Genomic DNA, 13,491 nt, shown 5'->3' with positions numbered 1-13,491 from the left:
ATAAATTAATTTGAGTAATGAAAAAAGAGAATAATTTCGTGATCATCTGGTTGTTATCAGGTTGTTTGTTATTGTTTATTATGGTTGTAGTAGGAGGAATTACTAGGCTAACCAATTCAGGTTTATCAATGACCGATTGGCATTTAGTAACCGACACTTTTCCACCACTTACGGAAGCAAAATGGCTACAGACTTTCGAAGAATACAAGAAATTCCCAGAATATCAAAAAATCAATATCCATAACGATTTTACACTTAGCGATTATAAGTTTATCTATTTTTGGGAATGGTTTCACCGTTTTATAGGAAGAATAATAGGTATGGTTTTTATAATTCCATTTCTTTACTTTTTATTTAAAAAACAACTTTCAACTGCTACAATCAAGAAATGTGTAGTGTTACTTTTTATGGGAGCTTTTCAAGGATTCCTTGGTTGGTTCATGGTAAAAAGCGGATTAATTGAGGATCCAGACGTAAGTCATTTTAGATTAGCCTTACACCTAACTTTTGCGTTTATCACTTTTGCCTATACACTTTGGGTAGCTTTAGACTTGATCTATCCTAATAAAAATGCAGTTATAGTTCCGTTACGAAATTTAGCAAGAGTTTCATTAGTACTGCTAATTTTGCAAATTATATACGGAGGTTTTGTTGCTGGTTTAAATGCTGGTTTAATTCATAATCACTGGCCATTAATGAGTGACGGACAATTTATTCATGACAGTGTGTTCATCGAACAAAAAACGTTGTTTCTAAATCTAGTAGAAGGTAAAAGTGGCGTTCAATTTGTACATAGAACGATGGCTTATTTTGTAGTAGCATTAATTGTAGCATTATTTTTCAGAAGTAAGAAATACATACTTTCAGCAGTTCAAAAACGTGGTATTAACACTTTAGTTATTTTTGTATTTTTACAATTCGCATTAGGAGTTTTCACTTTATTATATGGAGTTCCTTTATGGCTAGGATTAGTGCATCAGGTAATGGCATTCTTTTTATTGACAGCAATGACTTTCACTTTACATCGATTATCTAAATAGAAATAACAGTAGTTCAATAAATAAACTACTTTTACATGTTGTAAAATAATACAAAACCAAAAATACAACAAGACTATATTGTCACATTTCTTTGCTTACAAACTTAAATGTCTAAACTAGCTCCTCAAGATAAATTTTTAGATTTATCAGATTACGGAAGGCCTATTGGAAATTTCATCGCTAACCAACTTAAAAATACGCGCTTCACTGCTATTCATGTTACGCTAGTTTTTGGTATTTGTGGCTTAATTGCAATTTACTTTATTTTGCAAAATCAGTATTTATTAGCTGGCTTTTTCATAATATTGAAATCAATTATTGATGCTGCAGATGGTGAATTAGCGCGATTAAAAAACACGCCGTCTTACACTGGTCGCTATCTCGATAGCGTATTTGACATCATTTTAAATTTCATGTTTTTAATAACTATTTGCTATGTTTCAAACGCAAGTATTTGGCTTACTATTCTAGCATTTATTTGCATTCAATTGCAGGGAACTTTATACAATTATTACTACGTTATTTTAAGAAATAAATCTGTGGGTGGCGATACAACAAGTAAAATTTTTGAATATAAATCACCTCGCGCTTTACCTGGGGAAAATCAAAAATCAGTTGATATTTTGTTCTTAATTTATACAATTGTTTATGGAGCTTTTGATAAAATAATTCATACTTTAGACAGCGACGCTTACAAGGTAAAAACATTCCCTAACTGGTTTATGACTTTGGTGAGTCTTTATGGATTAGGTTTTCAATTATTGATAATAGCAATAATGTTACAACTAGGTTTAATAGAATTCATTGTTCCTTTTTTCATAGTCTACAGCGTACTGATTTTTGTACTAATTGCTATTAGAAAAACCACTTTTAAGGTCTAAAACGGCAATAGATAGAATCTATATTAAATACTTACTTTGCTTATTACCATATAATTGAACTCTTTTATTTAATTCGATTATTTAACTAATTAATAGTCTGCTTTTTACAAAAACCAAAAATTATATAAAAGTAAATTTTAATTCTATAATAGAATATGTGTAGTAATTCCTGAAATTTGTAAAACAACAATTAGTAATTTAAAACATAGAAATTATGCCAAATTCAAAAGAGATTGAAGGAAACTGGAATGAGTTTAAAGGAAAATTAAAACAAAAATACGCTGACTTAACTGACGATGATTTGCTTTACGAAGAAGGTAAAGAAGATGAAATGTGGGGGAAATTACAGCAAAAATTAGGTAAGACAGAAAAAGAAATTAAATCATTATTTGATTAATTTTAAACTTCTATTACAAATACAAACTGCTTCAAAGACTGCTGAAAAAATATTCTTAAGTGAGTAATTTTTCAAAGTTTTTGAAGCAGTTTTTTTATGGTTATAAATTAACCAATCCAAGCTTTAAAATCAGATACTTTTTCCCTACTTACTATTACCTCATCTTCTTTATAAGTTGGCAAAATAATCTTTAATCGAGAGTTGCTGTGCACAACTATTTCCTTAATTGCTTTGAGTGAAATTATAAATTTCCTACTAACTCTAAAGAAGTTTGACTCGTCCAACTCTTGCTCTAAAATCTCCAGTGTGCAATCCACTAGGTAATCCCTATTGTCAAAAGTGTGAATATACGTTCCTTTATTTTCACTATAAAAGCATTCAATTTCTTCAATTAAAACCACTTTTAACAGTTGGCCTATTTTAACTGTAAAACGTTTTTTAAATGTTTTCTCAAATGGGTTCGACAGCATTTTTTTTATTTGTTCAAAATCAAATTGTACCAATTCTTGTTTGGGTAGTCTCGATTTAAATTTAGAAACTGCAATTTCCAAATCGTCTTCGTCAATAGGTTTTAAAAGATAATCAACGCTATTCAATTTAAATGCTCTCAAAGCATATTCATCGTAAGCCGTGGTGAAAATCACAGCACTGTTTATAGTTTCATGAAGCGACGCAAAATGTTCAAAAATTTCAAATGATAATCCGTCCGATAGTTGAATGTCTAAAAAAATTAAATCTGGATGTTCATTATTTGAAAACCACTCAATAGCCTCTTCTACGGAATGAAGCATCACTCCTACTTCTATAGCGAGTTTTTGCAGTTTTCTTTGTAGTAATCTTGCAGCTGGCTTTTCGTCTTCGATTATGATTGTTGTCATTATAAAAAATATCTCTTAATTAAAATCAAAATTAATTTAAAAATTGGATACACATTATTCCCATTTCGTACTCTTTTCTTTCTCCATAAATTCTTTAATTTTTTTCTGTTCCCAATCTTGGTCAAAAAACAGACTTCTTCCAAAAACCGATAATCCGTGTGCTAAAAGTCCAATTCCCCAAAAGAATGCCGTAGAATATGTTTCCCAATTCAAAAAATCACCATTTTGAAAAGACTGCCCACTTGTGCTTAATATGATTAGAAAAGCATTCACTAAAATGTAAACCATTACATGCGTGTAAAATCCTTTAATTTTTTTTACTCTTTTATATGCAATCTCGTATTGTGGATCAGGATTATTTCTATCAAATTGATCACTATTGTACATTCTATCGTCTAATCTTTTCATCTCTACTATATTTTATATTTTAGTATCTACTACTATTTTTCTTGTGCTATTCTTTTTTTCTATCCAATGCTTGTCAACATAATGCATTAAAATAATAACTTTCAACTCGTACATGAAACATTACTTTAGTTGACTTTTTATGAATTTTGACTCAAATTTATTTAAAAGACTCATTGCTATTTTGCTTTTGCATAATATCTCTAATCTTTCGCTCTTCCCAATGAGTCCCATATCCAAAAATTTTTAAAGCGTGCATTATCACTCCAAAACCCCATCCAGCAGCAGAAAACCAAAACCAATGAAAATGTGGCGAATAAGTTAAATTGATGTAGATTAGGAATGGGATAACGCAGCAGTAGGATATTAAGTTTCCATAAAATCCTTTTATTTCCTCTACGTGTTTTTTAGCGTGGTAGTAGGAGTTGTCTTCATTGTGTTTAGTTCTTGTTTCCATAACTGTAATTTGTTTAGTTAAAACCGGTATTTTTACGGCAAAAATCTTTTCATTCTGTTCAATACGAACATTTCTATTCGTGATAATCGCATAACGATTAATAATATTCTCAAGTCCAACACCTTGGCGCTCTTTCAAAACTTCCTTTTTTTGATAATCATTTTCTACAACTAAGTAGCCATCTTCAATAAATATTCTGATATGTAGCGGTCGTTGCTCGCTAACTACATTATGCTTTACCGTGTTTTCTAATAAAAGCTGTAATGAAAGTGGTACCACTTTAGCATCGGGATTTATAGGTGTTGCTGGCAATTCATAAAAAAGACTATTTTCAAAGCGCATTTTTAATAAGTTCATATAGGTTTTGGCGAAAGCCAATTCTTCAGCAACGCTTACTAATTCTTTATCTTTTTGTTCTAAAACGTAGCGATAAACTTTAGATAATGATGTTGTAAATCGCTGGGCGTTTTCTGGATTTTCTTCAATCAATGAACTTAAAACATTAAGACTATTAAAAAGAAAATGAGGATCAATTTGGTTTTTCAAACTTTCAAACTTGGCCGAAGCAGTTCCAGCTATAATTTTATGCTCAATGACCTCTCTTTTCGATGCGTGTTTCCAGTTAACCATAAAACTTCTGGCATGTATAAAAACAGAAACACCTAGTGATAAAACAATATAAAATAGGTGCACAAAAATCATTCTTTCGCTGAAAAACTGATCAGTTTCTAAATTTTGGAAAATAACAAAAGTGATATAGTCAATTAACAAAACAACAGGAACTGTATACACTATAGTTGTAATTATCCCAAAATATACTCGAAGATTAGTTTGCTCTAGCCAGTCCCACTTTCGATCTAGAAATACATTAATCATTCCATTACCAAAACCAATTCCAAAAGAATATAGCGAACTTATCAAGAACGTTCTAAGTACATTTTCCAATTCAAAATTCATTTGAACTATTGAAAATACTAAAGTAAAAATTAAGCTGATCTTTAAACAAACTTTCGACCCTTTGCTAAAATCTGTAAATATCTTGATTTTTTGATTTTCCATTATCTGTTCTGTTATTTGCAATTCGCTGCAGCGACTGTCGCTCTATCTAATCCCCATGTTGGAGAAAAAGCTGTTTCAGGTTTAAAAGTAGCAAAAAGTCCAATAGCTTTTTCAATTTGTGCGCACATTGGTTTTGTATCTGTTCCCCAAAATTTAGCAGCACCAATTTCAAATTCCGCTTTTTCGAAAATAACTCTAGGGTTCTCTGGAGCAATTGCTTGAGCTTTAGCATACAATTCCATTACTTTTCCAGATAATTTTTGTCCATTTGTCATTGGATCAAAAGCAATCCATGCTGTATGAATCATTGCTTGCACTACTAGTAATTCAGCATTGTTGGGGTTTTTCACCATTTCAAAATCTAGCGCTTTTTGTGCTTTTGCCAATAATAAATTAATTTGCTCTTTATCTTTGGTTTGGAAAGCTGCTGTTGTATTTATCAATGCTACATAGTAATTAGGTAACCAACTTGTTTTTTCTGCAGCCGAAATTCTTTCAAACATATCAGATGCTTCACTGTTTTTACCTTGTCCCCAAAGCTGGAATGCTTTTCCCATACCTTGTTCAAATTGGCTTTGAGCCGATAATAAGCTGCAAACAAAAAATGCGATGGTAGTAATAATTTTAGTCATGATTTCTAGTTGTTAAAGGATTATTTTTTATTGTTGTTTTCTTTATTTCTATTTCAAAAGTATTGCGGAATCAACTCTTCTAAAACTTTTACTTACTGAACTGTAGAATTTTGAGGATGAATTGTATAATTGTAAATTAATAAATGAAGTAGCGCATGAATATTCTCTTTTCAACTGAAAGAGATAAAGGATTTCGGCAGGATCTCGATGGCGATTTAATTCTAATTGACTCCTTAACAGAATAGAATCTTTAAAATTACAAATTAAAGATTCTTCAATTGATTATCTTTTTTATTTGCACTTAATGTCCAAAAGAAGCCTACGAAGAAGAAGCGATCTGCTGCCGGAGTTACCGCTGACCGATTATAAACACCATTTGAATTGGGATTTTTTGCATAATCGTAACCATAAACATTCTGAGTGCCCAAGACATTGGAAACAGAGAAATACAAAATCTTTTGTTGTGATAGTAAGTACGCCCAGTTAAAGCTCAAGTTATTATACGCTTTAGTTTTCCCATTCATAAATTCTAATTCGTTAGGATTATTGTAGGGTCTTGCAGTGCTAAAGGAATTAGTAAATCCGATTTGTGATTTCCAACTTCCAATCCAGTATTTTGTAACCAAAGACAAACTGTGATTTGCGATAAAATTTGGCGTTGCTTGCGTTGGGAAATTTTTATAATTTCTTTCCGAGTCAATGTAAGAATAGGAAATCCAATACTCTAAATTTTTAATTGATTCGCTGTCTCTCCAAAATATATCTAAGCCTTTGGCAAAGCCAAATCCATCATTATTGAAATCAGAATTATACTGAATACTTGGAGTATTGTATTTTACTAAATTGTTGTACGCTTTATAATACGCTTCAGCAATTAAGGTTTTTCCATTCTTGCTGAACTGATAATTTAAAATATAATGCGATGCTTTCTCACTTTCAAATTCGTAAAATTTAGAATATTTGATATAATCAGAATTTGGAGTTTGACTAAAATCACCGTACGCTAGTGATACTTGACTGTTTTTTGCCACTTTATACGCTAATGAAATTCGGGGAGAAAATGCAGATTCTTCTAACAAGTCATTATGTAAAAATCGCACTCCTACTTTAGCAGCTAGCTTTTTAGAAAAGAAAATATCTGATTCTGCGAATACAGCTGCGATATTCGAATTGTATCCAATCGAGTTTAAAGTTCCAGAATTTGAGCTGATGTCTTCACCAAATTTGGTAATGAAATAGTCAGCTCCAAAAGACATTTTAATTCTATTTGACAGATTTTTTCTTACTTTAAATTTGAAATGTGCTGCATTTTCCGCATTAGCGATATCATCTAGGTCAACTTTAATTTTGTTTTGGCTGTTTCCATAACTAATCCCTGAAACTAATTGCCAGTTTTTACCAAAAACTCCTTTGTAAGAAGTATTAAAATAGAAGTTATTATTATTTAAATTTACTCTTATTTTGTTTGGTGAATTTATATTTTCTTGATTGATATCAAACTTTGAAGAATCAAATGCGGCATACACTTTTAAAATTCCGTTGGTAAAGTTATAACGGTAAACAGTCTCGCCAGATAAAGATTGAAAAGGGCTATTCCAGTCCACATTTTGTTTCACTATATATTGATAAGGCGCTAAATTAATGTAAGAACCATTTACACTCAACGAACTTTTGTCCCATTTTTGTGTATTTCCTAAACCTAAACCCACAGTCATCACGGAAATTTCGGTTTTATTAAAATCAACCTCGTTTTTAGTATTCAGTAATAAAACACTGGACAAAGCTTCACCATATTCTGCAGAGTAGCCACCGGTAGAAAATGAGATTCCGTCGAATAAAAAAGGCGAAAACCGACCTCTAGTAGGTACGTTTTGAGCTGAAGCGCCATACGGTTGTGATACGCGAATGCCATCTACAAATGTTTGAGTTTCGTTAGCTTCTCCACCACGCACAAATAATCTACCGTCCTCACCTACGTTTTGTGTTCCAGGTAAAGTTTGCAGAGCTGCAATAATATTTCCCGCAGAACCAGCAGTAGTGACGATATCTAAAGGTTTTAAAACGGAGACTTTTGCTTTCCCACCGGATTCAAAAGTTCCAGCTGTAATTACCACTGCATCCAATGCGTTAACGTTGTCTTTCAGTTTTAAAATTATATTTTGAAAATTGGAAACATCAATCTTAGTTTTTAATGTTTCGAAAACAAGAAAACTAGCCACTAAAATTTGGTTTCCAGTTGTACTAGTTTCAAAACTAAAAGAACCATCCTCAGCGCTCGAACTACCATCGTAAGTTCCTTCAATAAAAACATTAACACCAGAAACAGCTTTTCCTTTCTCATCAATAACTTTTCCAGAAATATTAGTCTGAGAGAATAAGCTTGTCGTTATTAGAAAGATACTTAAGATAAAAATGATTTTCATAATACTTGGTTTTTGATGAAGCAAATATATTTAAGGAATGACTGCTGCGAAAAACTTATTAACTGAAGTGTCAATAAACGAGGATGAGTTGTAATACGATTCATTTTCTTTTACATTTACAACAATCAAAATTATTACTATGACTACTGAAAAAGAGAAAATGATCGCTGGAGAATATTACTTAGCAGGTGATCCTGTACTAGTCAAAGACCGCAGAAAATCTAAAAACTTACTGCATCGATTAAATGTAACTGAGTATAGAATTACTAAAAAAGCGAGAGAAATCATTAAGGAGTTAATCCCGAATGCTGGCGCTAATCTTTATATCGAACCTCCATTTTTTTGTGATTATGGATACAATATTATTTGCGGAGAAAACGTTTACTTCAATGTCAATTGCGTTGTTTTAGATTGCACGAAAGTGACAATAGGTTCCAATGTATTTTTTGCTCCCGGAGTGCAATTGTATACTGCAACGCATCCTCTTGATGCTGAATTGCGCAAGACATTAGAAAATGCTTTACCTATTATTATTGGTGACGATTGTTGGATAGGTGGAAATTCAGTGATTTGTCCAGGTGTCACAATAGGAAATGGTTGTGTTATTGGAGCTGGATCTGTGGTTACAAAAGACATTCCAGACAATTCCTTAGCAGTAGGAAATCCTGCAAAAGTTATTAGAAAGTTAAATCTAGAAAAATAAAAACTATGTTTATTTCAGTCCTATATTAATCACTAAATTATAAAACTATGAAACATTTAAAATTACTGTTGGCGTTTTTACTTGTATTTGTTGCTAATACTGTTTCGGCACAATCTACTTTTGACAAATGGCCAGCGATTAAAGAATTTCACGAGATAATGTCTGAGACTTTTCATCCAGCTGAAGAAGGAGATTTGGCTCCAATAAAAGCACGTTCGGAAGAAATGATGAATAAAGCAGCTCAATTATTAAAATCAGAAGTTCCAGTAGAATTTAAAACTGATGCTATACTTGTCTCTGCAGAACATTTACAAATGAAGAGTAAAGCGCTAAATAAAATCATCAAATCTAATGGATCTGACGCCGATGTTGTGAAGTCCATCACTGATTTACATAATACTTTTCATGAAATTGTAGGGTTATGCTCTGAACAAAAAAAATAGAAACTGAAGCCTAATCAATCAATTAGGCTTTTTTTTGAGAAAATTTATTAATTAATCTTGTTTTTATAAAAAAATAATAAATAATTGTTTTTTTCTTAGCTAAAAAAATACGGTAATCACAAAATAGTGTAACATGCACATTAATTGGATTCATTTGTGCTTTTGTTTTTTTAACTTTGTGATGTAGAATTATTTTTATTAACAATATATTTTCTTGTTTTAGGACAACCAAAGTTTAGCACTTCGATCCAATGAATACAAATGCCGAAATTAAAAAAAATTACCAATTCATTAAGTTTAAAAAATTAGTAATAGTTTCCGTTTTGATTGGATTTCTCTCTGCATTTTTAGGGATAGTTTTAAAAAATGCGACTGAATACTACGAAGCTATATTCTTTCATCGAGCATCTACTAACTCCTTGTTTTTTATAATTTTCCCTATTTTTGGTTTCTCTATTATCTTTTTTCTACGACAATATTTATTCAAAAAGAAAGAAAATAAAGGGATTAAAGAAATATTTGAGAGCGTAAATTCAAAAACTAAAAACCTACCAAGTTATAAGATTCCTTCTCATTTTATAAACGGTCTATTAACAGTTGTTTCTGGTGGATCTACTGGAATTGAAGTTTCTACCGTTGTAGCGACAGCAACTATAGGAGCAGTTGCGCAGCGAAAGCACAATATGTTTAGACAATACAAAACAGAACTAATATGTGCCGGAATAGCTGCAGGGATTACCGTTCTATTTAGTAGTCCTATTGCAGGAATTCTCTTTTCATTGGAAGTAATTTCTAAAAAATTAACGCGAGCATTTATTCTCACTACTGTCATTGCAGTATCAATCGCCTCCGCACTTAGTTATTTATTACATGAAGAACCATTGTTTACGGTTAATATCACAACTTGGCATTTAAAAGCAGCTCCCTATTTTATTCTATTAGGAGTTTTAGCTGCAATATACTCTGTTTATTTAACGCGATGTGTTTTGTTTTTTAAATCAAGATTCTCCAAAATAAGCGAGCCTTATTACAAAATCATATTAGGCTCAGCAATTTTAAGTGTTTCCTTTTTTTTATTCCCTCAATTATATGGAGAGGGATATCATGCGATTAAAACTGTTTTACTTGACTCAAATGATACTGTCTTAACTTTATCATTAGCGTTAACATTTTTTGGAATAACACTATTAAAACCTATTGCTACTTCTGCTTCGCTAGCTGCAGGAGGTGACGGAGGTGTTTTTGCGCCCAGCTTATTTGTTGGTGCTTTCTTAGGTATATTGCTTGCTTTACTTTTAAATAAATATTTAAACGCTAATGTCATTCCGCTAAACTTTATGATCATTGGTATGGCTGCCGTTTTAAGTGCAAGTATTCACGCGCCTTTTACAGCCATTTTTTTAGTTTGCGGTTTAACCAATGATTATACCCTATTTCTACCCATTTTAGTAGTTTGCTTAATTTCAAAATATACGGCAAAATTATTATATCCATTTACTGTATACACTTATTCTCCTAGCCTAGCAAAATAACTACTTATGTCATCAATCCATAAAATCAAGAGGAATTACCGCAAAACAAAATACATTCTTTATAAAGAAACACTTGTCGATTTCAAAGAACATTTATGGGCTTTTATTGGTGGATTTGTTGGTATCGGGATTATAGCTTATTTACAATCACAAGTGCTCCCAAAGTCGGATATGGTTTATTTAATAGGTTCTTTTGGTGCGTCTAGTGTTTTAGTTTATGGAGTTATTCAAAGTCCTTTGGCTCAGCCAAGAAATCTTATTGGCGGTCATGTGATTTCTGCCATTATTGGAGTGACTGTTTATAAATTCTTGCCCGATATCTTATGGTTAACTGCTCCTCTTGCGGTCGCTTCCTCGATTGTATTGATGCAAATAACAAAAACACTTCATCCACCAGGTGGCGCGACTGCTTTGATTGCAATTGCTGGTTCCGAAAAAGTTAAAGAGTTAGGTTATTTATACGTTCTTTCCCCTGTACTAAGCGGATCACTTATTCTACTTGCAGTAGCGTTAATCACGAATAATATGGCGCACAATAGACTTTATCCCAACCATAAAAAATACCACAAATTCAGAAAGAGAATTTCTAGAGCCTTTAGAAATCGGAGAGCAGAATAAATAAATTTTGTTAATAGAAAAAAGGATGAAAATAGAATTCACACTAACTCATTGAGTCTGAAAAACATTCCTATTTAAGCTTCTAATTTCATATTCATACGCAAAAATCTTATCAACAAATCGCAAATCTGTAACAAAACTTCAAGACTAAATCTAAAATTAAATTTTACCTTTGACCTTTCAAAATAACAGGAAAGATTATGGTTTACAAATTTAGAGTGATACTAGACGCAGAAGATGATGTTTTTAGAGATATTGCTATACATGAGGAAGATACATTAGAGGATTTACACAACGCAATTTTCAATTCTTTCGGTTTTGACGGGATGGATGTTGCTTCTTTCTACACTTGCGACGAGACTTGGAATCAGGAAGATGAAATTTCGCTTTTTGATACTGGAGATGTTCCTGGCGAGCAAAAAATAATGAGTGATTACGCTTTATCTGATATTTTAGACAAACAAAACACAAAGATTATCTATGTCTACGATTTCATTAATATGTGGACATTCCTTGTTGAATTAGCGGCTATTGAAGAGCCTGTTACAGGTAATGCGTATCCAGAAACGATTTTTTCTCATGGAGAAATTCCTGATGAAGCAATGGAGAAAAATTTTGAGTCTGATAATGCCGATGATTACAATGACGAATACGAAGATGGCTTAGATGAAGATGATCTAGACATGTTTGAAGGAGATGATAGTTTTGAAGACTTCGGTTTTGAGGAGAACTGGAATTAATTCCTCTCCCCGACCCTCTCCAAAGGAAAGGGAGCTAAGCGAACTATAAATAAATATTGCTATAATAACGAAAAGCTTTTTTGTTTGCACAAAACACCTTTAATGAAAACTTTTATTCATTTGTGTAAATAAAAGTAATTTCAAAACCTACCTCTCAAACTTTAATAAGATGATCAACCTATATAATACACATATCGAAAATTTATCAATTCATAGAGTTGGTAATAAAAGTAGAAATGAAGCTATTTTTTTATCAGAACAGCCATTTAGCTTGAATGATGAAATTGTACCTTTAATGAAAGAATTTTTCTTTAAACCATTTAGAGAAAAAGAGGAAAACTATTTTCAGTTTGCTCACGAAATTGATTTGGATTACAATGATATGTTCAAGTTTGCTACTGAAGTTTTTGACAATCCTGCGACTATTCATGAAGTATCAAAAAAAATAACAAATCATTTATTTGAGCAATCCAATCATCCTCACATTAAAAATGGTGAAGTATATGTTACCTATTTGACAAACTTGAGTATCGACAACAACGTTGTTGATGCGATAGGGATTTTCAAAAGTGAAATTCAAGCTGATTTTTTACAGTTTGAAGAAAAAGCATCTCACCTAGAAATGATTTTACAACAAGGTGTGAGTTTGAACAAACTTGACAAAGGTTGCTTGATCTTTAACTATAAAAAAGAAGAAGGATATAAAATTTTGACGGTAGACAGCAATCGTTATGATGCCAGATATTGGTTAGAGCATTTCCTTTCTGTGGATGCATTTGAAGATGAAAATTTCATCACTAAGAAATATTTAAAATTCTGTCAAAACTTTGCTAAAGATGTTGTTTTCCCCGCTGAAGACAAGAAAGAAGAAGTAATGTTTATGAATCGCTCTGTTAATTATTTCGCCAAAAATAATGAGTTTGAAGAGACAGAGTTTCTAAATGAAGTTTTAGACAATCCGGACTTAATTCCAGAGTTTAAAAATTATAAAATAGACAAAGGCGAAAAGTATAGTATTGAAGATGTAACTTCTTTTCCTATTGCGAATGCAGCAGTTTCTGACGCACGTAAATCGATTAAAAACGTAATTAATCTAGATACTCATATCCAAATTAAAATGGATTTCATTAATCCTGAAAGTGCAGAGAAGTACGTTGAAAAAGGATGGGACGAAGAAAAACAAATGTATTACTACCTTGTATATTTTAACAAAGAAGAAAAGTCCTAATGGTAACTTTGTGTAAATAGTCGATATTAAAAAAACATGAATCCTCAAGCAACTA

The 13,491-nt window shown here is 31.8% G+C and carries 14 protein-coding genes; 9 read left to right on the top strand and 5 right to left on the bottom strand.

All coding sequences use genetic code 11. The annotated features are described in order from the left end of the window. Positions 1–17: 17 nt before the first annotated feature. The 3 genes from BC961_RS03010 (at position 18) to BC961_RS03000 (ending at position 2,318) form a co-directional block, all read left to right on the top strand. Positions 18–1,040, top strand: coding sequence for a COX15/CtaA family protein (locus BC961_RS03010; protein ID WP_121924361.1), 1,023 nt, complete (start codon positions 18–20; stop codon positions 1,038–1,040). A gap of 107 nt (positions 1,041–1,147) precedes the next feature. Beyond that, the gene (locus tag BC961_RS03005; RefSeq protein WP_121924360.1) at positions 1,148–1,921 is read left to right on the top strand and encodes a CDP-alcohol phosphatidyltransferase family protein; all 774 of its coding nucleotides are present in this window, start codon (positions 1,148–1,150) and stop codon (positions 1,919–1,921) included. A gap of 214 nt (positions 1,922–2,135) precedes the next feature. Continuing rightward, the gene (locus BC961_RS03000; protein WP_121924359.1) at positions 2,136–2,318 is read left to right on the top strand and encodes a CsbD family protein; all 183 of its coding nucleotides are present in this window, start codon (positions 2,136–2,138) and stop codon (positions 2,316–2,318) included. A gap of 107 nt (positions 2,319–2,425) precedes the next feature. On the opposite strand, the gene BC961_RS02995 is transcribed toward BC961_RS03000, so the two are convergent. The 5 genes from BC961_RS02995 to BC961_RS02975 form a co-directional block, all read right to left on the bottom strand. Beyond that, positions 2,426–3,196, bottom strand: a complete 771-nt coding sequence (locus BC961_RS02995) for a LytR/AlgR family response regulator transcription factor (RefSeq protein ID WP_121924358.1) — start codon at positions 3,194–3,196, stop codon at positions 2,426–2,428. Between the two features lie 54 nt (positions 3,197–3,250). After that, on the bottom strand, positions 3,251–3,604 hold the full coding sequence (locus tag BC961_RS02990) for a 2TM domain-containing protein (protein ID WP_121924357.1): 354 nt from the start codon (positions 3,602–3,604) through the stop codon (positions 3,251–3,253). A gap of 157 nt (positions 3,605–3,761) precedes the next feature. Beyond that, entirely contained in the window at positions 3,762–5,117 is a 1,356-nt protein-coding gene (locus BC961_RS02985) for a histidine kinase (protein ID WP_121924356.1), read from the bottom strand. 11 nt (positions 5,118–5,128) lie between these two features. Further along, positions 5,129–5,749 (bottom strand): hypothetical protein, encoded by a 621-nt coding sequence (locus BC961_RS02980; RefSeq protein ID WP_121924355.1) that lies wholly within the window; start codon positions 5,747–5,749, stop codon positions 5,129–5,131. Between the two features lie 263 nt (positions 5,750–6,012). Then, on the bottom strand, positions 6,013–8,172 hold the full coding sequence (locus BC961_RS02975; protein WP_121924354.1) for a TonB-dependent receptor: 2,160 nt from the start codon (positions 8,170–8,172) through the stop codon (positions 6,013–6,015). Positions 8,173–8,311: 139 nt separating this feature from the next. On the opposite strand from BC961_RS02975, the gene BC961_RS02970 reads away from it, so the two are divergent. The 6 genes from BC961_RS02970 to BC961_RS02940 all read left to right on the top strand — a co-directional run bounded on the left by BC961_RS02970 (position 8,312) and on the right by BC961_RS02940 (position 13,436). After that, on the top strand, positions 8,312–8,875 hold the full coding sequence (locus BC961_RS02970) for a sugar O-acetyltransferase (RefSeq protein WP_121924353.1): 564 nt from the start codon (positions 8,312–8,314) through the stop codon (positions 8,873–8,875). A gap of 47 nt (positions 8,876–8,922) precedes the next feature. Continuing rightward, a complete protein-coding gene (locus tag BC961_RS02965) occupies positions 8,923–9,318 on the top strand; it encodes a hypothetical protein (RefSeq protein ID WP_121924352.1) in 396 nt (131 codons plus the stop codon). 251 nt (positions 9,319–9,569) lie between these two features. Next, positions 9,570–10,850, top strand: coding sequence for a chloride channel protein (locus BC961_RS02955; protein ID WP_121924350.1), 1,281 nt, complete (start codon positions 9,570–9,572; stop codon positions 10,848–10,850). Positions 10,851–10,856: 6 nt separating this feature from the next. Beyond that, positions 10,857–11,468, top strand: coding sequence for an HPP family protein (locus tag BC961_RS02950; RefSeq protein WP_121924349.1), 612 nt, complete (start codon positions 10,857–10,859; stop codon positions 11,466–11,468). 200 nt (positions 11,469–11,668) lie between these two features. Next, on the top strand, positions 11,669–12,208 hold the full coding sequence (locus BC961_RS02945; protein ID WP_121924348.1) for an IS1096 element passenger TnpR family protein: 540 nt from the start codon (positions 11,669–11,671) through the stop codon (positions 12,206–12,208). 169 nt (positions 12,209–12,377) lie between these two features. Continuing rightward, positions 12,378–13,436, top strand: coding sequence for a nucleoid-associated protein (locus BC961_RS02940; RefSeq protein WP_121924347.1), 1,059 nt, complete (start codon positions 12,378–12,380; stop codon positions 13,434–13,436). The last annotated feature ends 55 nt before the right edge of the window (positions 13,437–13,491 follow it).

This window comes from Flavobacterium weaverense (assembly GCF_003688495.1).
Taxonomy (GTDB): Bacteria; Bacteroidota; Bacteroidia; order Flavobacteriales; family Flavobacteriaceae; genus Flavobacterium; species Flavobacterium weaverense.
The sequence above is the reverse complement of the archived record's forward strand: the minus strand, read 5'-3'. Positions and strand labels throughout refer to the sequence as shown.

Bases quoted from the DNA above. Each gene is read 5' to 3' on its own strand.
- BC961_RS03010 (WP_121924361.1), top strand. From the start codon at position 18: ATGAAAAAAGAGAATAATTTCGTGATCATCTGGTTGTTATCAGGTTGT.
- BC961_RS03005 (WP_121924360.1), top strand. From the start codon at position 1,148: ATGTCTAAACTAGCTCCTCAAGATAAATTTTTAGATTTATCAGATTAC.
- BC961_RS03000 (WP_121924359.1), top strand. From the start codon at position 2,136: ATGCCAAATTCAAAAGAGATTGAAGGAAACTGGAATGAGTTTAAAGGA.
- BC961_RS02995 (WP_121924358.1), bottom strand. From the start codon at position 3,196: ATGACAACAATCATAATCGAAGACGAAAAGCCAGCTGCAAGATTACTA.
- BC961_RS02990 (WP_121924357.1), bottom strand. From the start codon at position 3,604: ATGAAAAGATTAGACGATAGAATGTACAATAGTGATCAATTTGATAGA.
- BC961_RS02985 (WP_121924356.1), bottom strand. From the start codon at position 5,117: ATGGAAAATCAAAAAATCAAGATATTTACAGATTTTAGCAAAGGGTCG.
- BC961_RS02980 (WP_121924355.1), bottom strand. From the start codon at position 5,749: ATGACTAAAATTATTACTACCATCGCATTTTTTGTTTGCAGCTTATTA.
- BC961_RS02975 (WP_121924354.1), bottom strand. From the start codon at position 8,172: ATGAAAATCATTTTTATCTTAAGTATCTTTCTAATAACGACAAGCTTA.
- BC961_RS02970 (WP_121924353.1), top strand. From the start codon at position 8,312: ATGACTACTGAAAAAGAGAAAATGATCGCTGGAGAATATTACTTAGCA.
- BC961_RS02965 (WP_121924352.1), top strand. From the start codon at position 8,923: ATGAAACATTTAAAATTACTGTTGGCGTTTTTACTTGTATTTGTTGCT.
- BC961_RS02955 (WP_121924350.1), top strand. From the start codon at position 9,570: ATGAATACAAATGCCGAAATTAAAAAAAATTACCAATTCATTAAGTTT.
- BC961_RS02950 (WP_121924349.1), top strand. From the start codon at position 10,857: ATGTCATCAATCCATAAAATCAAGAGGAATTACCGCAAAACAAAATAC.
- BC961_RS02945 (WP_121924348.1), top strand. From the start codon at position 11,669: ATGGTTTACAAATTTAGAGTGATACTAGACGCAGAAGATGATGTTTTT.
- BC961_RS02940 (WP_121924347.1), top strand. From the start codon at position 12,378: ATGATCAACCTATATAATACACATATCGAAAATTTATCAATTCATAGA.